19 protein-coding genes are annotated in these 25,362 nt (G+C 68.8%); 8 read left to right on the forward strand and 11 right to left on the reverse strand.

Annotated features, from left to right (window positions below):
- Positions 1–75 precede the first annotated feature (75 nt).
- Positions 76–2,634 (forward strand): LuxR C-terminal-related transcriptional regulator, encoded by a 2,559-nt coding sequence (locus A3CU_RS0137875; RefSeq protein ID WP_043843925.1) that lies wholly within the window; start codon positions 76–78, stop codon positions 2,632–2,634.
- A gap of 3 nt (positions 2,635–2,637) precedes the next feature.
- Here the strand turns inward: A3CU_RS0137875 and A3CU_RS0137880 are convergent, their stop codons facing one another.
- Positions 2,638–3,075 carry a MarR family winged helix-turn-helix transcriptional regulator gene (locus A3CU_RS0137880; protein ID WP_027946632.1) on the reverse strand — a complete coding sequence of 146 codons (438 nt, stop codon included), beginning with the start codon at positions 3,073–3,075 and terminating at the stop codon, positions 2,638–2,640.
- A 121-nt stretch (positions 3,076–3,196) separates the two neighbouring features.
- Between A3CU_RS0137880 and A3CU_RS48635 the strand changes: the two genes are divergently transcribed.
- Positions 3,197–3,805, forward strand: coding sequence for a cysteine hydrolase family protein (locus tag A3CU_RS48635; protein WP_043843927.1), 609 nt, complete (start codon positions 3,197–3,199; stop codon positions 3,803–3,805).
- 1 nt (position 3,806) lies between these two features.
- Entirely contained in the window at positions 3,807–5,258 is a 1,452-nt protein-coding gene (locus A3CU_RS48640) for an MFS transporter (protein ID WP_084144157.1), read from the forward strand.
- Between the two features lie 130 nt (positions 5,259–5,388).
- On the opposite strand, the gene A3CU_RS0137895 is transcribed toward A3CU_RS48640, so the two are convergent.
- A complete protein-coding gene (locus tag A3CU_RS0137895; protein WP_156960760.1) occupies positions 5,389–5,955 on the reverse strand; it encodes an Imm15 family immunity protein in 567 nt (188 codons plus the stop codon).
- A 26-nt stretch (positions 5,956–5,981) separates the two neighbouring features.
- Positions 5,982–10,475 carry an RHS repeat-associated core domain-containing protein gene (locus A3CU_RS48645; RefSeq protein WP_052372856.1) on the reverse strand — a complete coding sequence of 1,498 codons (4,494 nt, stop codon included), beginning with the start codon at positions 10,473–10,475 and terminating at the stop codon, positions 5,982–5,984.
- Positions 10,476–10,787: 312 nt separating this feature from the next.
- Here A3CU_RS48645 and A3CU_RS0137905 point away from each other — a divergent pair, with 312 nt between their 5' ends.
- Positions 10,788–12,959: a TerD family protein gene (locus tag A3CU_RS0137905; RefSeq protein WP_027946634.1), complete on the forward strand. Its 2,172-nt coding sequence runs from the start codon at positions 10,788–10,790 to the stop codon at positions 12,957–12,959.
- A gap of 170 nt (positions 12,960–13,129) precedes the next feature.
- Here the strand turns inward: A3CU_RS0137905 and A3CU_RS0137910 are convergent, their stop codons facing one another.
- Positions 13,130–14,011 (reverse strand): SAM-dependent methyltransferase, encoded by an 882-nt coding sequence (locus A3CU_RS0137910; protein ID WP_063628964.1) that lies wholly within the window; start codon positions 14,009–14,011, stop codon positions 13,130–13,132.
- Between the two features lie 309 nt (positions 14,012–14,320).
- Positions 14,321–15,076, reverse strand: coding sequence for a class I SAM-dependent methyltransferase (locus A3CU_RS48650; RefSeq protein WP_043843929.1), 756 nt, complete (start codon positions 15,074–15,076; stop codon positions 14,321–14,323).
- Positions 15,077–15,164: 88 nt separating this feature from the next.
- On the opposite strand from A3CU_RS48650, the gene A3CU_RS0137920 reads away from it, so the two are divergent.
- Positions 15,165–15,791, forward strand: coding sequence for a TetR/AcrR family transcriptional regulator (locus tag A3CU_RS0137920; protein WP_043843932.1), 627 nt, complete (start codon positions 15,165–15,167; stop codon positions 15,789–15,791).
- A 441-nt stretch (positions 15,792–16,232) separates the two neighbouring features.
- On the forward strand, positions 16,233–17,468 hold the full coding sequence (locus A3CU_RS48655) for a DUF418 domain-containing protein (protein ID WP_084144158.1): 1,236 nt from the start codon (positions 16,233–16,235) through the stop codon (positions 17,466–17,468).
- Between the two features lie 160 nt (positions 17,469–17,628).
- Here A3CU_RS48655 and A3CU_RS48660 read toward each other — a convergent pair whose 3' ends face one another.
- A complete protein-coding gene (locus A3CU_RS48660) occupies positions 17,629–18,015 on the reverse strand; it encodes a MerR family transcriptional regulator (RefSeq protein ID WP_043843935.1) in 387 nt (128 codons plus the stop codon).
- A 47-nt stretch (positions 18,016–18,062) separates the two neighbouring features.
- On the opposite strand from A3CU_RS48660, the gene A3CU_RS0137935 reads away from it, so the two are divergent.
- Positions 18,063–19,127 (forward strand): glycosyltransferase, encoded by a 1,065-nt coding sequence (locus A3CU_RS0137935; RefSeq protein ID WP_084144159.1) that lies wholly within the window; start codon positions 18,063–18,065, stop codon positions 19,125–19,127.
- A gap of 5 nt (positions 19,128–19,132) precedes the next feature.
- On the opposite strand, the gene A3CU_RS54180 is transcribed toward A3CU_RS0137935, so the two are convergent.
- A complete protein-coding gene (locus A3CU_RS54180) occupies positions 19,133–20,098 on the reverse strand; it encodes a proline-rich domain-containing protein (RefSeq protein ID WP_211246616.1) in 966 nt (321 codons plus the stop codon).
- 311 nt (positions 20,099–20,409) lie between these two features.
- Here A3CU_RS54180 and nhaA point away from each other — a divergent pair, with 311 nt between their 5' ends.
- Positions 20,410–21,624 carry a Na+/H+ antiporter NhaA gene (nhaA, locus tag A3CU_RS0137945; RefSeq protein WP_027946638.1) on the forward strand — a complete coding sequence of 405 codons (1,215 nt, stop codon included), beginning with the start codon at positions 20,410–20,412 and terminating at the stop codon, positions 21,622–21,624.
- A gap of 259 nt (positions 21,625–21,883) precedes the next feature.
- Here nhaA and A3CU_RS0137950 read toward each other — a convergent pair whose 3' ends face one another.
- From A3CU_RS0137950 to A3CU_RS0137965, 4 genes are all read right to left on the reverse strand, one after another.
- The gene (locus A3CU_RS0137950) at positions 21,884–23,113 is read right to left on the reverse strand and encodes a cation:proton antiporter (RefSeq protein ID WP_027946639.1); all 1,230 of its coding nucleotides are present in this window, start codon (positions 23,111–23,113) and stop codon (positions 21,884–21,886) included.
- 7 nt (positions 23,114–23,120) lie between these two features.
- Entirely contained in the window at positions 23,121–23,603 is a 483-nt protein-coding gene (locus A3CU_RS0137955; protein ID WP_027946640.1) for a cation:proton antiporter regulatory subunit, read from the reverse strand.
- Positions 23,604–23,699: 96 nt separating this feature from the next.
- Positions 23,700–24,686 (reverse strand): undecaprenyl-diphosphate phosphatase, encoded by a 987-nt coding sequence (locus tag A3CU_RS0137960; RefSeq protein WP_027946641.1) that lies wholly within the window; start codon positions 24,684–24,686, stop codon positions 23,700–23,702.
- Between the two features lie 23 nt (positions 24,687–24,709).
- The gene (locus A3CU_RS0137965; protein ID WP_169739740.1) at positions 24,710–25,339 is read right to left on the reverse strand and encodes a DedA family protein; all 630 of its coding nucleotides are present in this window, start codon (positions 25,337–25,339) and stop codon (positions 24,710–24,712) included.
- Between the last annotated feature and the right edge of the window lie 23 nt (positions 25,340–25,362).

The raw sequence follows: 25,362 nt of genomic DNA on the forward strand, positions 1-25,362 counted from the left end.
GTTCTCGGCGGCGGGGCTGTTGGGATCCCGATCGCCCAGCTCGTCGCGGACGACCCAAGGCAGGGAGGATCGCCCTTGAGCCAGACGAACCAGCTCGTCACCGGTGATGAAGCCGGCGAGCTCGCCGCAAGCGTCGCGGCCGATCCGCTCGCGCCGGTGCGCGCCGCGATCCGCGCCCCCGGCGGATACGGCAAGAGCACACTGTTGGCGGAGTTGCGCAGCTGTTTCCGGCACGCGGGCGTGCCGGTGCTGAACGTCGAGGAGGCGTTGGCCGACGCGCCCCGCTCTCGTGAGGCCGTGATCCTGGTCGACGACGCCCATCGACTGCCCGGTGGTCATCTGGAACGGCTGGTGGACCTGGCGGTGGACGAGCAGGCGCGGCTGATCGTCGCTTACCGGCCCTGGCCGGCCTCACCCGCGCTGACCGAACTGGCCGGGATCCTGGAGCGCACCCACCCGGCCGTGCTGCTCCGGCCGCTGGATCGCGCGGGCATCGTCGGCCGGGCCGCCGCGCTGCTCGGTGACGTCCTGCCCGAGGGGGAGCCGCCGGCCGGGCTGGTCGAACTGCTCGACGAGCAGACCGGCGGCGTTCAGCGATACGTCGACCGGGTCCTGCGCGCGGTGCGCCAGGCGCAGCTCGGAACCCGGCTGAAGGCTCCGTTCCAGGTGCCGCAGGCGGCCGTCACGCAGTTCCAGCCCGAGCTGGACCGGCTCGACCCGGAGGTGTATCGATTGCTGCTCGGCAAGGCGGTCGCGCCCGGTCTGGACACCGAACTGCTCACCGCGCTGCTCGGCCTCGACGTGGACACCGCGTGGGAGTTGATGGACGGTGCCCGCGCGACCGGGATGCTGGACCGAGGTGGTGCGCTGCTGCCCATCGCCCAGCGGGCGATCACCGCGCTCAGCCCGGCTGAGCGCAGACTCTCCGTGCAGCGGCAGCTCATCGAGGCGCAACGCGCGCGGGGCGGCCCGGTGCTCGCCCTGGTGCGGCCGCTGCTGGGCACCGGAGCGGGTGGCCGGAGCATCGCGGCGGCGTTCGAGCAGGCCGGGGACGAGGCGCTCGCCGAGTCGCCGCACCTGGCCGCCGAACTGTATGCCGCCGCGATCGCCGCCGGGGCACCCGCGGCCGTGCTGGCCGGTCGCCGGGCGCAGGCGGCCGGCCTCTCCGGCGACTTCGACACCGCGCTGCGCTTGGCCGACGGCGTGGTGGCCGGCGCCGACGAGGCGGACCGGGCACAGGCCGCCAAGGTCGCCGGCATGGTGCTGGCACACCGTGGCCTGCTCGGGCCGAGCGCGGAGCTCTACCGGTGGTCCGGGTCGGCCTCGGCAGCGGCGTTCGCGGTGATCGGCCTGCTCGGGACCGGTCAGCTGGCCGAGGCCGAACGGATGCTCGCCGAGGGCCGGCACAGCGGTCCACCGGTGCTGGCGACCAGTGCCGCCGCCCAGATGGCGCGAGGTGTCTACCAATCGGTCACTGACGGGGCCGCTACCGCGTTGGCCACCCTGACTCGCGCATCGTCGATGCTGGAACCGGTGGGGCAAGCGGAACTGCTGCCCGACACTCCGGCCGCGCTGGCTGCGCTGGTCGCGCTGCACTGCGGCGAGTTCGTGGTCGCCGACTCGGTGCTGGCGCGCGCGATCAGCGCGAAGATGGGCGGCACGCTCGCCGTCCGCCGCCACCGCCTGCTGCAAGCCTGGGGTGCGATGCTGCGCGGCGAAACCGTTGCCGCCCGGGAGAAACTGGCCGAGGCGAGTGGGACGCCGGGGGCGCTGGAGCCGCGCGACGCCCTGGTTGCCGCGGCCTTGCGGGTCGGGATCGCCCGCCGGGAAAGCGATCTCGGCGCGCTGCGGGACGCCTGGGAGCAGGCCAGGGAAGCGGCCGTGCGGCATCCCGCCGACCTGTTTTCCCTGCTGCCGCTGGGAGAGCTGGCGGTGGCCGCGGCCCGGCTCGGCGGGCAGGACCGGTTGGCCCCGCACCTGGCCGAAGCGGAGGCACTGCTCGATCAGCTCGGCAATCCGCCGCTGTGGGAGGCGAGCCTGCGGTGGAACCGCATGCACGCCGCGATCGTCAGCGAACAACTGGACGAGGCTGAACCCCACGCCGCCGCGCTCACCGCGGTGGCGGACGGGCACCCGTACTTCGCGGTGCTGGCCGCGGCCGCGCGTGGCTGGCTGAACGTGCTGACCGGCAACATCGATCCCGGGGAGGTCGAGGCGGCCGCGCGTGGCCTGCACGGTGCCGGGCTGTCGTGGGACGGACCCCGGCTCGCCGGACAGGCCGCGATCCGCACCGCGGACCGCAAGGGGATGCTGCGCCTGCTGGACTGCGCTCGCACGCTGGGCGGCAAGACCGCACGGCCGAGCGGCGAGGGGCCCAGCCGTGGTGACCAGCGCGACACGCTGCACACCGAGCCGCCCCGCGGGTCCGTGCACACGCTCAGCGAACGGGAACGCGAGGTCGCCGAACTCGTGGTGGATGGCTTCACCTACAAGGAAATCGGCCAGCGCCTGTTCATTTCGGCGAAGACCGTGGAGTACCACGTGGCCCGGATGCGGCAGCGGTTCGGCTGTTCCTCCCGAAGCGACCTGTTGGCGCACTTGCGACTGCTGGTAGGCCCCAGGCCGGCCTCCTGACCCTCAGACGACCTCACCAAGGCGCTCGATCAGGGGTGCCGCCGCGCGGAGCTTCTTGATCTCGGCGGGGGAGAACCGCTCGGTCAGGGCGTTGGAGATCCGCTGGGCGCGGGCGTCGCGTTTCTGCCGGAGGACTCGCTGGCCGGCCTTGGTCAGCGACATGATGATCCGGCGGCCGTCGGCGGGATCAGCGCGGCGCTCCACGAGGCCGCGCGCCTGGAGGCCGGCCAGGGTGGTGCCCATGGACTGGGGCGTGATCTGCTCGGCCCTGGCCAGCTCCGCCGCGGTGGCGGGGCCGTGCCGGTCAAGTCTGGACAGTGCGGCGCGCTCGGGCAGGGACGGCTCACCCTGTTCGGCGACCTGACGGAGGCGCCGCACGAGCAGGCTGATGCCGGTGTACAGCATTGCGGACAGTTCGTCGACGTCCGGGTCCTCAGCCATGCTTATGAGCCTAACTGATCAGACGCCGTTCCGTCTCATGTCACCGCGCGGCTATTTGATAAGGCTAGCTGATAAGTTAGCCTGATCAGATAGCCGCCGTGTCACGACAGGAGGAGAAGACATGACTCAGGTTTCGCGCACCATCGATCCGCGACGCACCGTGCTGCTGGTCATGGATTATCAGCACGGCATCCTGCGCTCTCTCCCCGACGCGGACGCCTTGCTGTCACGGGCCGCGTCCGCGATCGAGACGGTACGGTGTCACGGGGCACACGTCGCCTATGTCCGCGTCGCCTTCGATGACGAGGACTACGAACGCGTCCCGCCGCACAGTCCACTGGCGCCGGTGCTGGCCTCGGCCGGGAAGGCACTGCACAGCGACTCGCCGGCGACCGCGGTCCACGACCGTGTAGCACCTGAGCCGGGCGACATCGTCGTCCGCAAGACACGCGTCAGCGCCTTTTCCACGACCGATCTCGACGAGCGGCTGCGCGCCCGCGGCGTCACGACCATCATCCTGGCCGGCATCAGCACCAGCGGAGTGGTGTTGTCCACGGTCCGCGACGCCGCCGACCGTGACTATCGGCTCTTCGTGCTCGCCGACGCGACCGCCGATCCCGACCCCGGAATCCACGAATTCCTCACCGGACGCATCTTTCCCAGACAGGCGTCCGTGATCACGCTCGCCGACCTCGACGGCCTGTTCCCGGCTCCGGCAAAGGAGTCTTGACATGGCGGACCCGGAAGCGCCAATCCCGGCGCAACCTTCCGGCACGCCGGCGCCGAGCGACTTGGGGCGGGGGCACAACGCATTTCCGTGGCGGTTCGTCACGCCGTTGTACCTCGGTTCGGCGCTCAATCCCGTCAACAGTTCTCTGATCGCGACCGCCCTGGTCCCGATCGCACATGCGATAAACGTCCCGGTTGGACAGACGGCCGTCCTGGTTTCCGCCCTGTACCTCGCCAGCGCGATCGCGCAACCGACCAGTGGAAAGCTCGCCGAGGTATTCGGACCCCGGCGCATGTTCCTGGCCGGAATCGCGCTCGTGCTCACCGGCGGTGTCCTCGGCGGCGTCGGATCGGACCTCGCCACCCTTGTCGTGGCCCGGATCCTCATCGGCATCGGCACCTCCGCCGGCTATCCGTCAGCGATGCTGATGATCCGCCGTCGCGCCGACGCGGCCGGTCTGGCCGAACCACCGGGAGGAGTGCTCGGGGGTTTGCAGATCGCGGGCGCCGTCACCGCCGTCGTGGGTCTGCCGATCGGCGGAGTGCTGGTCGACGCGTTGGGCTGGCGCACCACTTTCCTGATCAACCTGCCCACCACGGTGATCGCCTTCGCCATGGCCGCATGCTGGCTGCCCCGGGACATCCGCGCCGACGTCCCGAAGAGACCGCGTGACATCGCTGCCCGCGTCGACGCGTTGGGCATCGCCGGTTTCGCGGGTGCGATGGCAGCCTTGCTCGTGTTCCTGATGTCGTTGCCGCACACCGATTGGTGGGCTCTCGGCGTCGCGATCGTGCTCGGCTCCGCGTTGGTCGGCTGGGAACTTCGCGCCGGCAACCCGTTCATCGATTTCCGCCTGCTCGCGACGAACCTGGCGCTGACTCGTACCTACCTGAGGCTCGCGTTGACGACCCTGTGCATCTATGCCGTGCTGTACGGGCTTACGCAGTGGCTCGAAGCGGGGCGGGGCATCAGCTCGATGACCTCCGGCCTGCTGTTGCTCCCCATGACCGGACTGTCCGCCATCGTGGTACGCCCACTCGCCCAACGGAATCTGGTTCGTGGGCCCCTCATCGTGGCCGCTGTGTCGTGTTTGGGCGGCTCGGCGGGAATCCTGCTGCTGAACGGCGGCACGCCGGTCATCGCGGTCATCGCGATCACCCTGGTCTTCGGCATCACCCTCGGCACGACCTCGATCGGCAACCAGACTGCCCTCTACACCCAGGTCACCGCCGCTCAGCTGGGTACCGCCGCCGGCCTGCTCCGTACCGCGGCCTATCTCGGGTCCATCGGCTCTTCCGCGATCATCGGGATCGTGTTCCACGAGAACGTCACCGACCACGGGCTGCACATCGTCGGCGTCATCATGATCGCGGTCAGCGCACTGGCGGTGGTCGTCACCGTCCTGGACCGGCGGCTCCGCTCACGCGGCCGCGTCGCGAGCGAAATTGATTGACGGTGCGTCGGAAGGGGACTATTTGAACGGAGGAGCAGCGAACCGAACGCCCACAAGATCCTCATACCGACAACGACGGAATCGTCTCAAGTCAAGGTTGCGCCATCATGCTCGTCAGTATGTCCGGGGCTCAGGGACGGGGATCGGCCAGCACGACTGCTGGGGGTACCTGACAGGAGATGTGCTCCACCCACACCGACTCGACGCGGGCATTCGACCACGATTCGCTTTTCATGACGTACGGGTCCAATTGCTCGTGCAGCACGTATTCCGCGCTGTGGTCGAGGCATTCCGCGGTGAAGGCGCTGTAGGCGCTCTTGGCGGGAAGCAGGGACATGTTCTGGAAGAATTCCCGCGCCGGGTTCGCGTAGAGGAACCTCGGCGTGATCAGCCCGCCGTCGTCGTACTCGTCCCAGAAATCGATGGTCACCGCGCAGAAATAGTCGGACTCGCGCCCGGCGGCGTAGTCGAGTATGACCGCCAGGTGCGCGGCGGCGGCCCGGATGAGGACGGCGTTCTGTTCGGGAACGGGGAGACCATCGAGGAATTCGACCTCGCCTAGCGTCGCGTACAGGGGCAGTTCCTCGTAGGTGTCCCCGCCCGGGGGAAGCGTCATCAGGCCGCGCGGATCCCACACCTCGTTGAGTTCCATGACCTCCCGCAGTTGCCGGCCGAACCGGGGGTCCATTTCTGGCATGCGCGCTCCTCGCTGACGTGGTCGGGCTACCACTCGTGGGTGCCCGGTGACTGGCCGCCGTAACGGCCTCCCGTCGGCCAGGCGAACCCGTGATCGTACAGCCACTGATAGGTTCTTCTGTTCCAGCCCGGGTCACTGTGCCGGAACGACCCGTCGTAGTTGAGGCCTCCGGAGCCGTTGCCGCGCCCCTGCACGTGGATCTGGCTTCCGCCGTCGCGGGGGATGTCGACCCGGGCACCCTCCAGTTCGTTGGGTATCCCGGCACCCCGCCGAACCGAGTTCTTGGCCTGGTTGATCAGCGCCCGCCGGGTGTCGTCGACGCTGGGCTCGTCCTGCCCGTACAGCTGCCGCCACGCCTCTCTGCGCTGGGCTATCTGATCGGGATCGTTGGGGTCGGTTTCGCGCAGGATCCGCTTGGCCTGCTCGTCGCACATGACCAGGCCGAGCGGGTCGGCGAGCCGATGGGGGTTGCTGACGTAGCTGCGGGGGTTCGGCCCGGCACCGAGCCCGAGGGGGTCGCTGCTGAGGTACCGGGCGTTCTCCGGGTCGTAATAGCGGTAGTGGTTGTAGTGCAGGCCGGTTTCGTGATCGTGGTACTGGCCGGGGAACCGCAGTGGGGTGTCCGCCCGGTGTGCGAGCCGCCCGAGCGCCCGGCCCCAGACCGTGGTCTGGGCATGCCAGGCGATATTGCCGTAGGGGTCCACCAGTTCCGCAGGGGCGCCGACGAGGTCGGTGACGATCGCGTAGAAAGCCACGTCGACCCATGCCTGCGGGGCGTCCTTCAGCGGAACGCGCTCGACCTGGGTGAGGGGCTGCAGGCCCTTCGGGTCGAGGTCCCACGCCGTGGCGTGCCCGCCGGAGTGGAGTTGCTCGGCCAGTTCCACGCCGTCCCAGGCGAACAATGTCTGTTCGGCGACGGATCCGTCGGCCGCGAGGCGCTGCTTGGCGATGCGGCGGCCCAGTGGGTCGTAGCGGTAACGCCACACGCTGCCGTCGGGGGTTCGGACGGCGGTGAGCCGATCTTCGGCGTCCCAGGTGAACTGCCAGGTGTCGGGCCGGCGGGAGAGCCGCTTCCGGATCCGGGCCACGACCCGGCCCTGACGGTCGTAGCGATAGTCGCGGTCGCCCGCGGCGCGCACCAGCGTGCCCTGATACTGGCGGGGCCCCTGCGCCTGTGGTTCCGCATTGCCTGGCCAGTAGGCGGCGGTGAGGTTGCCGGCGCGGTCGTAGGAGTAGCGCTCGACGCCGGCGGCGCCTTCCACCCCGGTGATCCGGCCGTGGGGGTCCAGGGTGAAGCGCCGCGTGCCGCTCAGCCGGTCCTCCACCGCGGCCAGCCGGTCGCCGGGGCGATGGTGGTAGGTGCGCTGCTGCACCAGCCGCGCCCGCGCCGCCGAGCCGAGGCCGGCCACGGTGCTGACGGTCTGGGAGACCAGACGGTCGTTGCCGTCCCAGGTTTGGGCGAGCATCGCGCCGGTGTCGAGCAGTCGCTCGGTCTCCCGGCCGACGGGGTCGTAGCCGAAGGAAACCGTGCGCCCGCCGCTGTGCAGCCGGACGGCGCGGCCGGCCGGGTCGTAATCCCAGGCCGAGCGAGCACCGGTCGGCGTCAGCCGCTCGGTGCGCCGGCCGAGCGCGTCGTAGCGGGAGGCCACGGTGCGGCCATTGACGGTTTCTGCCACCACTTGGCCGAGGGCGTCGCGCTGGACGATCAGTTCGGCATCGGGATTGACGGCGCGCCGCAGCCGCCCGACCGGATCGAATTCGAAGGTCGTGACCCCCTGGTCCGTGCGCCGCTCGACAACTCGGCCCATCGCGTCGCGGGCCATCCAGACGCTCTGGCCTTCCGCGTTGATGCGCCGGGCCACCGCGCCCGCGGCATCGTGCTCGTAGGTCACGACGCGGCCGTTGTAGTCGGTCTCCCGCACCAGGTTCCCGGCCGGGTCGTAGTCGTAGCGCCATACCTGTCCCTCGGCGTTGGTGACCGCGGTCAGCCGCAGGATGGCGTCGTAGGTGTATTCGGTCCTCGCGCCTGTCGCGTCAATGTCCGCCGCCACCAGGTCGAAACCGATGATCTCCCGCCGCAGGACATTTCCGGCGGCGTCGGCGTAGGCCGTCATGCAACCCTCGGGGTCGTAGGTCCAGCGCTCGGTCCCGCCGTCGGTCCGCGTGCGGGAGAGCAGCCGCCCCTCGACCGACCAGGTCAACATCGTGGTGTTACCGAGCGGATCGGTCACCGACGCCAGCCGTCCCAGTTGGTCGCGGGAGTAGCGGACGGTGCCGCCCACCGGGTCGGTGACCGCCACGGGCAGACCGGCGTCGTCGTTGACCGTCACCGTCTCGCCGCCGAGAGCGTCGATCCGGCGCGTCACGGCGCCGGTGCGGTCATGCGCATAGCGCGTGACGTTGCCGGCCGGGTCGGTGGCCGAGACGGTGTTGCCTCGCTCGTCGTACTCGAAGCGCCATACGGCGCCGTCGGGGTCGACCTGGGTGACCGGCAGCCCGAGCGCGTTGTACTCGGCCAGGGCTTGCGTACCGTCCGGCATGGTGACCCGGATGAGGTTGCCGTCTTCGTCGTACTCGTTGCGCCGTACCCTGCCCAGCGGGTCGGTGAGGGTCAGCACACGGCCGCGGGCATCGCGCTCAAAGGTTGTGGTGTGACCCAGCGGGTCGGTCTCGGCGACGGTGTGGCCGAGGTGGTTGAGGTGGTACACGGTCGTGTTGCCCAGCGCGTCGGTGAAGCGGGTCGTGCCACTGCCGTCCGGCGCGTGCTCGTAGGTGAACGTGCCGTTGAGATACCCACCTGCGCCCTGGTTGGCCACGCACCGGCCCTGGCCGTCGTAGCGGTAGCGGTACCACATGCCGTTGCGGTCGGTCCACTGCGTCAACCGCCCCGCGTGGTCGTATTCGAACTTCAGTGGCCGGCCCGAGGAGTTGACGATCTCCGCCAGCCGGCCGGCGCTGTCGTAGGCGAACCGGAGGATCCGGATGTCCGCACCGTTGGGGTCGGCCAGCCGCAGGCCGGTGATCAGGCCGTCCTCGGTGTCCACTGCCACCGTGTGGCCGCCGGAGTGCCGCACGGCCGACACCACGCCGGAGTCGTCTCGGTCCAGGTCGTACCGATTGCCGTTGCGATCCACCACCGCGGCCAGTTCCGCCACGCCGGCACTGGCCGCGGCGAAGCGCAAGGTAAGACCCGATTTCTGTTGCGCCACCGCGAAACCGCCGTCGTCGAGGCGGGACAGCGGCCAGCGCGGCCCGAAGTCCGGCAGCACGTGGCCGGCGGCCGGCGGATTGGCGTAGACCAGACGGATGCCGTCCTCGCCGATGAACACCACACCCCGCTCGTCGAACTCGAGCCGCTGGTCCAAGCTGGAAGCCCAGGACGGGCCGAACAACCGGCCCGCCCGGTAGGACGACAGGTGCACGCGCCGCAGCACAAGCGGTAGCACCCCGTCCAGCGCCAGGTCGGTCTGGGCCATCACCACCTGGCCGGAAGCGACGTCGACCGGATCGTTGCAGGTATTGAGATCCTGCGACGACTTGTCTGTCTTCGACGGATCCTCGGGCCGGTTCCGGCCGCCGCTGCTACCGTCCCCGTCCCCTGACTTGCCGGTCGGTCCGTCGGCCGAAGAGCCGGTGGTCGTATCGCCGGGCGTGCCGTCGGTTCTGGACGGGGTCGTCGGGTCCTCGGCGTGGGTGGTGGGGGTGTCGTGGGCGGAGGAGGCGTGGGTGGATTCGCCGGGGAGGTGGGGTTCTGCTTCGGCGGGGTGGCCGTGGAGGGTGTTCATGACTTTTTTGATGGCGGCGAAGATTTCTTCGAGTTTGCTCATCATCGGCCGTAGTTTTTCGACCGAGTTGATGAGTTTCTTGATGGTGGCGCCGATCTTCTCCATCCAGGCGGAGACTTGTTCGACGACTTGGGCGACTACGACGGGGGTGCCGAGGCCGAGGGAGAAGACTTCTTCGAGGGCGTCTTGGATGAAGTCGCCGATAGCTTGGGTGACCATGTCGCGGACCAGCCCGCGGACCGCGCCGGTGATGACGCCGACGATCTCCACGACTGTGGAGATGGTTTCGGCGCAGGTGGAGGCGGCGTTGATGTGGTCGATCTTGTTTTTGAGGTTGGCGCGGTAGGTGTCGGCGGCCGGACCGGTCCAGTTGGCGGTGTCCTTCTCGACGGTGGCGGCGAGGTCTTTGCCGGCGCTTTGGACCGCTTGGGCGATGTTCTTCCAGGTTTGGGAGTAGGCGGCGATCTGGTCGGCGTCGCCGGCGAGGTGGTCGAGGGCGTCTTTCAAGGGTTTGACGTGTTCGATGAGCCAGTTCAGGCCGTAGGAGATCAGGGTGCCGACCGGGTTCATCGCCATGGTCAGCAGGTCCATACCGGCGCCGATGGCCGAGATCCCGCCCTCGATCCAGGACCCGGACTGGACCCCGTCGTAGACACCGGCGGCGTCGTCGAGAATGTTGATCCCGGAATGCCAGGTGGTCGAGTCCTGCTTCTGCGCAACCAGCGGATTGCTCATGACAACGCCTCACTTGGGAGCTCGGGTCCTGCATGATCAGACGGAGCGGGTCGACCATCGGTTCCGCATGGGAGACGACCTCGGCGCGAGGGGGTGGATCGTGGAAAAATTGGTTGCCCGTGTGGGTGGCGGTGGATGATGATGGTGCACCCGCTTGCGGCTCGGCCTGGATGACTATGAAGTAGTACGCCGAAATGGCCCCAGGAGCCGCCCGTCGGGGAACCGATCCGGGCGGTTTCGTTTTGTGTGCTCGGGAAATTGTGTTGCCTGACGGACTTATGTCCATTGTGGATAGCGGAGGGAGGGAAGACGATGTGGGAAACGTTGATCATCCGCAGAACACTGCGGGTGCCCGCGATCGACGGGCCGCCGGGTGACGGTGCCGCCGTGGCACGGCAGCTCGACGCCACGCTGCTCGGCGTGGGGTTCACCGCTTCGCGCGAGCTGATGGAGCACGTGTCGGGGCTCGAACCGGGCGTAGCCATGGACCTCGCGGTGCGGGTGATCGCCGCGGTGCGGGAATTGGTCGGCGACCACGTGCGGCACAACTCGTACTTCATCGGCTTCCCCGACGACGTGCCGGACACGGTGGAATTCTGGGTGTCCTGCCTGCGTGACGCGCTGGCCCGGGCCTACGGTGTCAAGGTCGCCAAGCGGGAACTGCGCGCGCGGCTGCGGACGCTCCCGGTCAATCTGCTGGCGCTGCCGTGGTACGGCCGCTACCGGCACACCTACGCCGAACTGCTGGCGGCACACGACGAGCTGATCGCCTCGGCCCAGGACCGGATCACGGTGCTGCACCTGGGCGGGGCGCTGGAACAGGAGATCACCTCGCTGTACCTGCGGCTGGCCGGAAGTGTCACGCCGCTGGGCGAGGCCGATCTGGCGATTTTGGGCGAGCTGGCGGTGGAGTGCCTGGACGGCGAGCAGCCCGAGTCGGTTCCGGTGCGCGAGAACCGCGCCGTGGTCAACGTCGCTCGGCTCGCTGCCGGGCGTCCGCTGGCCGGCCTGGATACCGTCACCGACGTGCTGCGAGTCGCCTGTGCGGCATCGGCGGGCGATGTTTCCCTGCAGGCGCCGACGCGGTTTCGGTCGTTCCGGCGGCGGGAGCGGCGAGCGCTGCTGGCCGCGCTGGACCGCGTTGTCGCGGACAACCGGGGCAAGCTGGCCGACGTGACGCCGCACGCGCGGCGGTGGCAGCGCCTCGGAGAGCGCCTGCATCCGCATGAGCACGGCTACTTCCCGCATGCGCGGGAGGTGTTCGCTGTGGCCCGTGGCGACCGGAAGGCACGATCGCTCGCGGGACGGGTCGAGTTGGCCTTCGCGTCCGGCGATGTACGCCGGGCGGTGAAGCTGCTGTCGGCCGCGCCGGGCCTGCTGCTGCGGCAGTTGGACCGGGTGCTGCGTAAAGCGTCCCCGGACGACTTCGGCGAGGTATTGACGGCCCTGAGCGGCGCACTGGACGGAGTGTCCGGACGGGTGTTGTGCTCGGTGCGCGAGCACCTGGTCAACCGGGCCGAGCCGGACGCCGTGCGGGTTTTCGTCAACCGGAACCGGCGTGCGTGGACAACCGATGACCGGCGACCGCCCCTCGATGGCGCGGTGGTGGCCAGGACGGCCGGCGTGCTCGACGCCGAGCTGGCCCGGCGGCTGCCGGAGCCGGCGAGGCTGGTGGTCGACCCAGTGGTGCTTGCGCTGGCACTACCGCTGTCGGGCAAGGCGTCCGAGGGCGGGTTCGCGATCATGCCGCGTGGGTCGGTCACACCGGTACGGGGCGAACTGCTGCGGTTCTTCACCTACTGGCGACAGGCCACGCGGCGCACCGACTACGACCTGTCCGCGCTGCTGCTCGGCGATCAGTTCGAGTACGAGGGCCACGTCTCGTGGACCAACTACCACGACGGCGGGGCTTATTACTCGGGTGACATCACCGACGCCGCAAACGGGGCGACGGAGTTCATCGATGTTCCGCTCGCCGACATGCGGGCCCGTTACGTCGTGCCGCAGGTCAACATCTACTCGGGCGAGGGCTTCGACGAGGTCGCCGAGTCAATGTTCGGGTTCATGACCCGCGACCGGGTGCGGCGCGGCAGGCCGTTCGAGCCGCGCACGGTACGGATGCGATCGGACATGCGTGGCTCGGGCCGAGTCGCGCTGCCGGTGGTGTTCGCCCGCGGCGAGGACGGGTCGTGGTCGGCGAAGTGGTTGCACCTCTACGTCCGGGGCGCGTCGTGGGGAAACCGGACGGAGGTCAACCAGGTCAGCACGGCGATGCTGGTGCGAGCTGTCATGCGGCGCGAGTACCTGACCGTGCGGTACCTGGTGGAGTTGCTGCGCCGCAAGGCCGGGAGCTACACCGCGTACCAGCCGGGGATGAGCCTGGACCAGCCGGTCACGTTCGTCGGTGTCGAGCGACCCGACGGCCTGCCGGACGGCTCCGAGGCCATCACCCTGGACCGGCTCAACGAGCTGGTCCCGGAATGAAACGGCGTCCGTGAGGCTATGCGGGAACTTCCTTCTACGGTATGGAAACCGGGTTCGAATCCCTCTCCAGTACCCGCCTTCTCCTCGCGGACGACGAGCAGCGGCCCGCCGGGCGTTTTGCCTGGCGGGCCGCGAGCATCAGGGACCGGCTAGCTCACTGTGGACGACTTTCAGGCGCGTGGGTCCGGGCGCGGCAAGCGGCCGACGCCGGCGAGGCAGACCGACAATGCAGGGTTCTCGCCGTGAGGCACGTCGGGGTTGTGCCAGGACTGTGTGTAGTCGATGCCGGGTTCGACGAGATCCAGACCGGTGAAGAAGGTGGCGAACTCGTCCTTGGTGCGGGTGAGGAAGTCCGGAGTCGATGTCTTGCTGTAGTGCGCGCAGAAGGCCAGCGTGGACTCCCGGACGGTGTTTTCCGCCGGGACGGCGGGGTCCAGGCCGTCCACGGTGGCGTGGGAGATCGCGACCAGGCTGCCTGGGGCGAGGACGTCGAGGTAATGTCGGAGGGTTTGCTCCGGGTCGCGTTCCGGCGGCACGAAATGCAGTAGGGCGACGAGCAGCACGCATACCGGGCGGTCGAAATCGATCAGCTGCCCGGTGGCCTCGGCGTCGAGGATGGTGTCCGGCCGGTAGAAGTCACCGCCGACCATCGCGGCGTTGGGGACATTCGTGAGCATGTGTGTGCCGTGCGCGATCGCGACGGCCTCGTTGTCGACGTATACGACCTTGGCCTCGGGGTTGGCCGCGTGGGCGAGCTCGTGCACCGGGGTCACCGTGGGGATCCCGGAGCCGATGTCGAGGAACTGGTCGATGCCTTCGTCCAGGGCGTACCGGACCGCTCGGACCATGAACTCGCGGTTGTACTGGGCAACATCCCGGGCGTGGGGCAGGAGCTTGAGCGCCTCTCTGCCGAACTCCCGGTCGATCGCGTAGTTGTTGTCGCCGCCCAGGTACCAGTCGTAGACCCGGGACACGTTGGGGCGCTCGAGATCCACTTGCGGAGGCGTCCACGTAGGCGTGGCATACCCGGTCTCATCGCCGCGAGGGGGCATCGTGGACCTCCAAACTCTTCACAACGATCGCGCTCCCTCATATTAGCGTCACAAGACCGGGCCGCCAGGAGCGAGCTTTCGAGCCGCGTGTCCCGCGTTCCCGTCGTGCGTGTCCCACGTTCCCGTTGTGCGTGTCCCACGTTCCTGTCGTGTGTGTCCCACGTTCCTGTCGTGTGTGTCCCACGTTCCCGTTGTGTGTCCCAGGTTCCGGTCTCCCGGAAGGCGGGACATGCGCGACGTGAGTGTGGGACTCGCGCGACGTGAGTGTGGGACTCGCGCGACGTGAGTGTGGGACTCGCGCGGAACGCGTCAGGGGTGGACGGTGGCGCTCACCAGCCACGCGGTGCTGCGGAGCAGGACTCCGCCGGGTGTTTCGAATGGCCGCGCCGCGGCCACGAGCGCGTCCCGCGCGGTGTCCGGCCAGCCCGCGCCGCCCCAACCGACGATGAACTCCGCCGCCGCGGCGGCATCGGTACCGAGGTTGATCGACGTTTCCACCGGATCGATCGTCACGTCGTGGAAACCGGCCTTCGTGAGCACCTCGTCGATGCGTTCGGGGTCGGCCAGCGACTGCAGGACGGCGACCGGCTGCTCGGTCACCGCCGCCGCGATGATGCGCGGGAGGTCATTGCCTTCCGGCGGCCCGAGCGTGGTGAAGACCAGCCGCCCGCCCGGCTGCAGGGCCGCCGCGACGTTGGCGAAAGCGGCGACGGGGTCGGCGAAGAACATCACGCCGAACCTGCTGATCGCCACGTCGAAGCCGGCTTCGGGGAACGGGTGGATTTGCGCGTCGCCGGTTTGGTAGGTGACGTTGCGGATGCCTTCGGCGGCGGCGAACGCCCGAGCCTGCGCCAGCAGTGGCTCCGCGATATCGATTCCGACGGCGTGCCCCTGGCTCGCTTGGCGAGCGGCAAGCCGTGTCGTGGCGCCGTAGCCGCACCCGATGTCCAGCACCCGATCCTCGGAGCCGATCGCGGCGCGGGCGAACAGGTGTGAGTCGAAGCCACCGCTGATGACCTCATAGCGGTCGGCGTCCGCGACTCGGTCGAAGGTTGGAGAATCCATGAGAGCCCCTCTCGTCCAAAAATTCACTAGAGTTAACTCTAGTGAAGGCTCTAGCATATGCTCGGGCCATGACGCGGGCAAGGTGCGAATGAAGCGCGCCGAGAAGGCACGGCAGACGCGCCGACGGATCCTGGAGGCGGCACGAGAGCTCTTCCTCGAACGCGGGTATGCGGGAACGGCGTTGCAGGACATCGCCGATCGGGCCGGCGTCGCGGTGCAGACCATCTACTTCACGTTCGGCAACAAGCGCACTGTGCTCAAAGAACTCGGCGACATCACCGTCGCCGGTGACGACGAGCCGGTGGGGACGATGCAACGGCCGTGGTTCCACGCTGCGTTGGCCACCGCCACGGCCGACGAGCAACTGCGGGCGCTCGCTCACGGTGCCCGGGAGGTTCTCGACCGTATCGCCCCGATTGCCAAGGTGCTACGCACGGCGGCCATCATGGAACCCGAGGTTGGCGAACTCTGGGGCAAGGAATCCGATCCGCGTTTCACCGTCTACGCCACGGCCGCACGGGCCCTCGTCGACAAGCCTGACATTCGCGCAAGCATTTCCGCCGAGCGTGCCGCCGACCTCATGTTCGCGATGCTCAGCCCCGAGATGTACCTGCTGTTGGTGTGTGACCGAGGCTGGACGCCAGACCAATGGGAACAGTGGGCCTGCGACACGCTGCGTTCCCAGCTGCTGTCAACGGAGAGCCACGGGAAGTGAGATGCCGGAAAGTCCACTGTGGAGTGATCAGGGTCTGCGGCGGTGTCCTGGCCGGGTAACGGCCGAGCGAGTTGGCGGAGAGCCAGATCCAGTTGGCGGACGCTAATGGCCCCGACGCCATTGGACATCGCAGCCGCTCCTCGCGAACAACTTTGCCGTAGCCGTACCGATTCGTTGTGACACTCCGGTGACGTGAATCGTGCGGACGGCCGGGCGAGCGCGGCGGCTCGAACACCCGTGACCAGTTCCGTCACGGTTTTGGTTTCCGCATAATAAACCGGTGATTCCGCGATCTCGATTTGCGTTTTCGGAGTAATCCCGGCCATGCTTGTATTTTCCACCCATCTGGTGGCAGGCTGAATGTTTTCGCAGGACCACGCCGTGTCCGCTTGTGTGCCGGAAACCTTCTGGTGCGAAGACCGAGATCCGTGGTGATGGGCTATGAGTGAAGCGGTGACGAAGACGCCTCAGTCGAGTGCGCCCGCGAAGAAGCGATTCCTGGGCGTGGACGTAGCACGAGGAGTCGCGCTGTTTGCGATGCTGGCGGCGAATATCTACGACGTGGTCGACGAGAACGGCAACCCGACGCTTGCCGGGATGACGGTGACGGGCCGGTCGGCGACGATGTTCGTGATGGTGGCGGGCATCAGCCTGGCGTTCATCACCGGGGGCCGGCACCCGGTGCGCGGACACCTTCGCCGCGCCACGTCGGTGGGCGTGGCGGTGCGAGCCGTGTTGATCGCGGTCATCGGTCTCTCGATCGCCTACGCGTCGCCGGACCTCGAGGTGATCCTGCCCAATTACGGGCTGTACTTCCTGCTCGCCATCCCACTGATCGGCCTCCGGCCGCGCACGCTGGCCGCGGTCGCCGGCGGGCTGGTCGTGGTGGGTCCGCTCATCATTCTGGGCGCCACCGCGCTCGGCCTGCAGCCGGTGAACGAGGACGGCCCGACGTTCACCGACCTCGTCACCCACCCGCTCGGCTTCCTCCTCCAGCTCTTGGTCACCGGCGGATTCCCGGCGGTCGTCTACCTTGCCTACCTCATTGCCGGCCTGGCCATCGGCCGGCTCGACCTGTCCTCGACCAGGGTGGCCACCTGGCTGTTCGGCGGCGGGCTGGCGCTGGCCGTCGCCGCCTGGTTCGCCTCTTCGCTTCTCCTGTTCAACCTCGGCGGCCTGCAGCATCTGATGGCGCTGGCGGGCCCGGGTGCGGATCCGGCGGCGGTCCGCAACGACATTCTCTGGAACGCGGACCGCGTGCCCTCGTGGTGGTGGCTGGCCGTGCGCAGCCATCACTCGTGCACGCCGTTCGACGCCCTGCACAGCCTGGGCGTTGCGATGGCCATCCTCGGTGGCGTACTGCTCATCACCAAGCTTCGCCCGGCCCGCCGCCTGCTGTGGCCCGTGGGCGTGGCCGGTGCGATGACCCTGACGATCTACTCCGCCCACGCGCTGGTCCTGGGTTCGGGCCTGTTCGGCAACAGGCCGAACGCCCTGTACGCGGTGACGGTGGCCGGTGCGCTCATTTTCGCGGTCGTCTGGCGCCGCCTGTTCGGCCAGGGGCCGTTGGAGCGGATCGTCTCGGCAGTGTCGGCCCGCGCACGTCGCGCGGCGATGAGCTGGCAATGGCTGACACCACGCGGCCGCGGCCAGCGCGTCGGCAGCCCTTCGGCCTAGACCGTGTCTCAAAGTCCGTCTTTCCGCTCGAGGTGACCAGGGGCGCGCGCCGGAGGCCTCGGATTTGGGGAGGCAGGCCGCCAACCTGAAGAAAGCAGGGGCCACGCGGGAGTCACGGTCTGGCTATCCAAACCCGATCGCGCGCACTTTTGAACACTGCTTAGCTACACGGCGACTCGACGAGGAAGTACGGGCATTCGCTGAGCGGTTGGTGCCGGCAGGTCACCGCGTGCTGGAGGCCGTCGCGAATGGCGATCAAGCGCTTGATCTGGTCATCGACCTCGCGAGCGTGGTCAGCCAGTAGCCGGCGTAGTGCGGCGTCGGCCGGCTGGTCGGACAGGATCTCGCGGATCCGGGCGAGCGTGAACCCGGCGGTGCGGGCGGCGCGGATGCGGGCCAGCCGGCCCAACACCTCCGGCCGGTAGGCCCGGCGCAGCCCGTTGCGGGCATCGGCTTCGATCAGTCCCTTGCGCTCGTAGAAGCGCAGCGCCGAAGGAGCCAGCCCGCTGCGGCGGGCGACCTCGGCGATGTCGAGCAACTCTGCCATGTCGCTCCCGTTGACTTGAACCGCGGTTCAAGTGCCAGCCTACCGCCATGAAAGATGTACTACTCGTGGTACGCGACGGCGGCGGCACGGCACCGGCTGAGATTCGCGTGGCGCGGCGGCTGGTCGCGCACGGACACCGTGTGCGCGTGGTGGGACCGCCGACCGTCGCTCACCTGGCGGCCGGACTGGATTTCCATGTCGTCGCCGACACCGAGCCGGCTCCGCTCGCGAAGCACCTGGACGGCCGTCTTGACGGTGTCGACATCGTGGTGGCCGACTGCATGCTGTTCGGCGCGCTGATCGCCGCGACCGTGCGCGACGTGCCCTCCGCCGCGCTGATGCCGACGGTTTATCTGGCCGACCGGCTGGTCGGCTCGACGCTGGCCGCCCAGCCGCATTGGGTTCGGGTCCGAACCGCGATCAATGACGCCCGTCGCGGTTTCGGGCTCCCCGAGGTCGCGGCGGTCACCGAGCAGATCCTGGCCGCCGACCGGGTCCTCGTGCTCACCAGCCGCGCGTTCGAACTGCCGGAGGTTTGCCCGCCGGCGAACGTCGTCTACGCCGGTCCGCAACTCGACGACTCACCGCCCGGCCAGTGGGGTCCGAAGTGGACGGACAGGCCGCTGGTGGTGGTGAGCCTGAGTACCAGTGACCAGGACCAGGCCGACCTGTTGCACCGCCTGCTGGCCGCGGTCGGCGAACTGCCGGTACACGCGTTGGTCACCCTCGGGCCGGCGGTCGATCCCGCCCAGTTCGACCCGCCGGACAACACCTCTCTGGAACGCTTCGTGCCGCACTCAGCGGTCCTGCCGCACGCCGCGCTGGTGGTCACGCACGCCGGTCACGGCACGGTCATGTCGGCGCTGCGGGCCGGAGTGCCGCTGGTGTGCATACCGATGGGACGAGACCAGTACGACGTGGCCGCCCGGGTTCGCCACCATGGCGCGGGTATCAGCGTCCCCGCCGACGCCGACGTTGTCACCCTGACCGGCGCAATCCGACGGGTCCTTGCCGAGCCGGGCTACACCAAGGCCGCGCGACACATGGCCACCGCGATCACCGCGGAAGATCCTGACCGCGTCGTCGAGGCGATCGTCACGGCGGTCGGATAACGCGGTCAACGCTGCTGCCAGCCACCCCCGGGCGGCTGCTGGTACGGCCCCGGCTGCGGTGGATTTCCGGGCTGCTGCATGTTTCCGGTCTGCGGTGGATTTCCGGGCTGCTGCATGTTTCCGGTCTGCGGTGGATTTCCGGGCTGCTGCATGTTTCCGGTCTGCGGTGGATATCCCGGCGGCTGCGGATACCCGGTCTGCGGTGGATATCCCGGTGGGTACCCGGTCTGCGGTGGGTATCCTGGCTGGTACGGAAAATTCCCTGGCTGGGGGTAGCCGGGCCGCGGCGGGTAATTCGCCTGCGGCACCCGCGTGCCGGGTGTGTTGTTGCCCGCCACGACGGTCTTGAGCTTCGCGATGCCGTACAGCAGGTAACCCGCTGCCACCACGGCGCAGAGGAACCCGATGACTGTCCCGGCGAACGAACTCTTGTGCGGGTTGAGGAAACTGCCGTACAGCCTGAGATCGGCGGCAAGGAAGTACAGCAGGTAGGCCAGCGGGAAGACGACCCAGGTCAGTGGATGCCACCAGCGCACCGCCGACTGGTTTCGCCCCACGAAGATCCAGTCGGCCAGGACGGCCAAGGGCGTGAGCAGATGCTCGAACAACGACCATGCCTCGTCGAGGTCTCCGCCCATCAGGGTCAGGAACGTAATGCCGACCAAGAGCAGCAGCACCGTCAGCGCGCCCCGCAGCCACGGCGAGCGCGGCTCGTGCCGCCGTCCACCGGTGAACAGCGGGTAGGCCAGCAGACCGAGATAGGCGATCCCGGTCAGCAGGCTGGCCTGCTGGCTCAACCCCGGCATCGCGTTGCCGAGGCCCCCGGCATCGGCAACGGCGGCGCCGAAGCCGACGAACGCGAAGACCACGATCAGCAGGCGCCACAGGCTCACTCCGGCCAGTACTGCCGCGATGTTCGATCGCCGGGACGGCGGGGCCGGCCATGCGGGCTGTGGTCCTGGCTGATGCATCACGACACCCCCCAAGTCGTTGGCAGACCGGACTATAGCGCAGTCAAGTGAGTCGCGTCACGCAGCCGGCCGGGGCACGGCGGGCGGGCGTCTGGGATTGCTGCGCGGTACCGGCGATGGCCGGACAAGCGTTCCCTGGTAAGCGCATCCGTGTCGACCCGGTGTCCACAAGCGACTGTTTTCAACGTCGAACGAGTCGCTCCGCGGATAGTCTACAGTGGACGCTACGCGATCGTATGGTATGATGTTAGGCGGTGCGCCGGGAAGTCTGGTCGGCAGGACTTGGCCGGATCGATGTTTGAGGAAGACCCTTGCCCGCACCAGAACGTACCGCACGAGTTCGTGTCGACGAGTTCACCCGTTTTCTGCGCAACGAAACCACTGGCGGCACAATCCTGTTGGCCGCCACCGCTATCGCCCTCCTCTGGGCGAACTCACCGCTGAGTGAGAGCTACTTCGCCGTCCGTGACTTCCAGTTCGGGCCAGAGCAGCTGCACCTGCGCCTTTCCATTGGGGATTGGGCCAAGGACGGTCTGCTCGCGCTGTTCTTCTTCGTCGCGGGCTTGGAGCTGAAACGGGAACTCGTGGTCGGCGAGCTGTCCCGGCGCAAGCAGGCGATCTTGCCGGTGGTGGCCGCGATCGGCGGCATGGTCGTGCCCGCGCTCGTCGCGCTCACCGTCGGCTGGGGTGCCCCGGGCATCGAACGGGCCTGGGCCATCCCGGTCGCCACCGACATCGCCTTCGCGCTCGGCGTGCTCGCGCTGACCGGCTCGAACCTGCCGAGCAGCGCACGGGTGTTCCTGCTGTCGCTGGCCGTGGTCGACGACCTCGGTGCCATGATCGTGATCGCCGTGCTCTTCACCACCAAATTCAACCTGCTCGCCGCGGGAGTCGCGGTGCTGGCGTTCGCGCTGTACGCGTGGCTGCAACATCGGCGGGTCCGCACGGTGTGGCTCTACCTGCCGCTGGCGATAGTCGCCTGGATCGCCGTCCACGAGGCCGGGGTACACGCGACGATCGCGGGGGTGATCCTGGGCCTGCTGACCAGGGCCAAGGCCGACCCCGGTGAGGAGGAAGCGCCGGTGATCCGGCTGGAACACCGGTACCAGCCGTTTTCCGCCGCGCTGGCGGTGCCGCTGTTCGCGCTGTTCGCCGCCGGAATCGAGATCAACGCGGACGCGCTGGGCAGGGTGGTCACCACGGCGCTTCCGGTCGCTGTGCTCGCCGGGCTGGTCGTGGGGAAGGCGATCGGCATCCTTGGCGTCTCGGCGGCCGCCGTGCGGTTCGGGATCGCGCAGCGGCCGCGTGGCATGGGCTGGCGCGATCTCGGGGCGCTGTCCCTGCTCGGTGGTGTCGGGTTCACCGTCAGCCTGCTCATGGCCGAGCTCGCGCTCACCGGCGGCGCGGCCGACGAGGCCAAGACCGCCGTCCTGCTGGCGTCGGTGGTCGCCGCGCTCGCGGCCGCCGTCCTGCTTCTGTGGCGCAACCGGGCACACGGCGAAACCGCTTCGTCTTCCGCCGACTGAGTACGCCGTGTCCCCGGCCCAGGCACGCGAGTTCCCAGTTCAGGACGCCGTGTCCCCGGCCCAGGCACGCGAGTTCCGGGTTCAGGACGCCGTGTCCCCGGCTGGGGCGTGCGTGTCCCCGGTTCAGGACGCCGTGTCCCCGGTTGGGGCGGGCGAGTTCCGGGTTCGGGACGGCGTGTTCCCGGTTGGGACGGGCGAGTTCCGGGTTCGGGATGCTGTGTTCTCGGTTGGGGCAGGCGAGTTCCGGGTTCGGGCGAGGTCAGATGCGCTGGTCGTTCGGCTGGGCCGATTCGGGCAACTGCGCTTCGCGGACGGGCTTGGGCTGCTTGGGCTTGCGCTGGAACGTGCGGAAGATCGGTTCGACAAAACGCGCCGCGACCGGTCCGATGATCGCCATCAGCAGGACGTAGGCAGTCGCCAGCGCGGCCAGTTCGCCGGTCACCGCGCCCGCCGTCACCGCCAGCCCGGCGATGACGATGGAGAACTCACCCCGTGCCACCAGCGCCGCCCCGGCCCGGGCACGGCCGAGCCGTCCGACGCCCTGCCGCTTCGCGGCGAACCACCCGGTGGCGATCTTGGTCAGGGTCGTCACCGCGGCCAGCGCGAACGCCCAGCCCAGCACGGGCGGGATGGCGCGGGGATCGGTGTTGAGCCCGAACACGACGAAGAACACCGCGGCGAAGAGGTCACGCAGCGGCTCCAGCATCCGGGTGGCGTTCTCCGCGGTCGAACCGGAGATCGCGATGCCGAGCAGGAACGCGCCCACCGCCGCCGACACCTGCAAAGACGAGGCCAGCCCGGCGATCAGCAGCGCCGCGCCGAGCACCTTGAGCAGGAACACCTCGCGGTCCGGCGAGTCGACCACGGCCGAGACGTAGCGGCCGAACTTCAGCGCGATCACCAGCACGACGGTCACCGCGGCGAGCGAGATGCCGACCGCCTCGAGCCCACCGAGGAAGCTGACGCCGCCGAGCAGGGCGGTGAGAATCGGCAGGTAGAGCGCCATCGTCAGGTCTTCGAACACCAGGATCGACAGCACGACCGGTGTTTCCCGGTTACCGAGACGGCCGAGATCACCCAGGACCTTCGCGACGATTCCCGATGACGAGATATAGGTGACGCCCGCCATGACCATCGCCCCGATGGGCCCCCAGCCGAGGAACAACGCGACGGCCGCGCCGGGTGCGGCGTTGAGCACCAGGTCCAGCAGCCCGGCCAGTCTCGATCGCCGGAGTCCGGTGAACAGTTCCGCCGCCGAGTACTCCAAGCCAAGGAGCAGCAGCAACAGCACGACGCCGATTTCGCCGGCCAGGTGCGTGAAGCCGCCAATGTCGTGCAACGGGAGGAGGCCGCCCTCGCCAAACGCGACGCCGCCCAGCAGGTACAGCGGGATCGGCGACAAACCGATCCTGCCGGCCAGCCGGCCCAGCACGCCCAACGCGAAGAACACGGCGCCGAGTTCGATCAACGATAGCGCAGTGTTTTCCATGGGCCCCTCAGCCGTTCTGCAGGATTCTCAGTGCGTGGTCCAAACCTTCTGATGTTCCTACTGCCACCAGAAGATCGCCTGCGGTGAGCGTGAAGTCCGGACTCGGGGAAGCCTGTACCTGGCCGGCTCGCATCACCGCGACCACGGATACCCCCGTCCGTGAGCGCATCGCGGTGTCACCGAGCGTGCGTCCATCGAACGGGGCGTTGGTCTTGATCGGAAGCTGCCTGGTGTTGATGCCCGGCATATCCCGGTGCTCGTCGGTCAGCTGTGCGATCAGTTGCGGCGCGCCCAGCAGGTTGGCGAGCGCGCCGGCCTCTTCGGCGGTCAGCACCGCCGACGCCAAGCAGGCGTCCGGATCGTCGGTCTTGGAAACGATCAGTTCCAAGCGGCCGTCACGGTAGGTCAGTACGCCGATCCGGCGCCCGTTGGCCAGGGCGAATTCCTTGCGTACGCCGATTCCCGGCAGGGGAGTCACGTCCACGTTCACCCAGCCACCATATGGCATGGGTGATGATCGACACCGACATACCGGACCTATCTCACGGAACGCCGCTAAGTATTCGACGTTGCGCAGTCAGTTGTGTCACGAGAGTGACAGCCACAGCAGGCTGGCGGCCCCGGCGAGGCCGCAGTACACGGCGAACGGGGTGAGGGTGCGGGTGCGGAAGTACCGGTCGAGGAACCGGACGGCGAGGTAGGCGCTGACGAACGAGGCGATGCTGCCGGCGAGGATGGGGCCGTGGATGCCTTCGCCGAGAGGACCGAACAGGTCGGGGATCTTCAGCACACCGGCGGCGAGGATGACCGGCGTGGCCAGCAGGAACGAGAAGCGAGCGGCGTCGGTGTGGGAAAGTCCGCGCAGCAGGCCGGCGACCATGGTGATGCCCGAGCGGCTGATTCCCGGTAGCAGCGCGAGGATCTGTGCGGATCCGATGAGTATGCCTGGTCCGAACCGTTGGCGTGACAGCCGCACGTCGGGCGAGGTGTCGGTGGAGCCCACCACACCGGCTGCCGGCAGGACTTCCGTCACGGCGTCGGTGCCGGTGTCATGGTGAGCGTCGGCGGCGGTCTGGGCACCCTTGGCCGGGACGGGCACGGTGGCGGGCTGTGGCTCGGCACGCCGGCGTAGGCGCTCGCCGACGAAGAGCACGAGGCCGTTGGCGGTCAGGAAGGCCGCCGCGGGTATCGGCCTGCCGAGTGTGGTGCGGAAGAGGTGTTCGAGCAGCAGCCCGCAGACGCCGACGGGGATGGTGGCCAGGATGATCAACCAGGCCAGGCGCTCGTCCGGGGTTTTCACGCGGCGGTAACGGATCGAGGTGACGAACCCGCCGATGATGCGCACCCAGTCGCGCCAGAAGAACACCAGCAGCGCGGCGGCGGTGGCGACGTGCAGGCCGACGATGAACGCCAGGTAGGGCGATTCCGGGGCGGAAACGTCGAGGTCATGCGCCCACTGCCCGCCGATCAGCGCCGGGATCAGAACGCTGTGGCCCAGGCTGGAGACGGGAAACAGCTCGGTGACGCCCTGGAAGGCGCCGACGACGATCGCTTCGAGGTAGGTCAGGCTCATGGAAGTCGTCCTTCGACGGGGCTTCAGCTGGACTTTCTCCTGGCCCGCAGCAGTTCGCGTGCGACGGGAACAAGGGACAGCAACACGATGATCGCGATGATCGGCAGCAGGTAGGCGTCGATGCCGGGAATCTGGTTGCCAAGACCGTATCCGGCGAGCGTGACACCGAGCGACCAGACCAGCCCGCCGGCGACCTGCCAGAGCGTGAACGTCCGCGCCGGCACTCGCAGCGCGCCCGCGAGCGGGTTGAGCACGGTGCGTACCAGCGGGATGAAGCGGGCGAGCACCACGGCCTTGCCGACGCCGTAACGATCGAGGGCTTCACGCGCCCGGACGACCGCGGCGTGCAGGCGTGGCCGGTCCGGCCGGTCGAGGAGTGCGGGGCCGGCACGGCGGCCGATCAGGTAGCCGGTCTGCGCGCCGAGCAGGGCACCGGCCGCGGCGGCGACGAGCACCCACGGCAGGGACAGGTGCAGCGCGGCCGAGGAGCTGGTCGCGCAGAGCAACCCGGCGGTGAACAACAGCGAGTCACCGGGCAGGAAGAACCCGATCAGCAGCCCGGTTTCGGCGAACAGGACAACGGCCACGCCGAGCGGGCCGAAGGTGTCCAGCAGGCTGTGCGGGTCCAGCGGGTTCAAGGCGAGAAGGTGCACGACCGCAGTGTTCCGGGACCAGG

Source organism: Amycolatopsis taiwanensis DSM 45107, from assembly GCF_000519205.1.
Taxonomy (GTDB): Bacteria; Actinomycetota; Actinomycetes; order Mycobacteriales; family Pseudonocardiaceae; genus Amycolatopsis_E; species Amycolatopsis_E taiwanensis.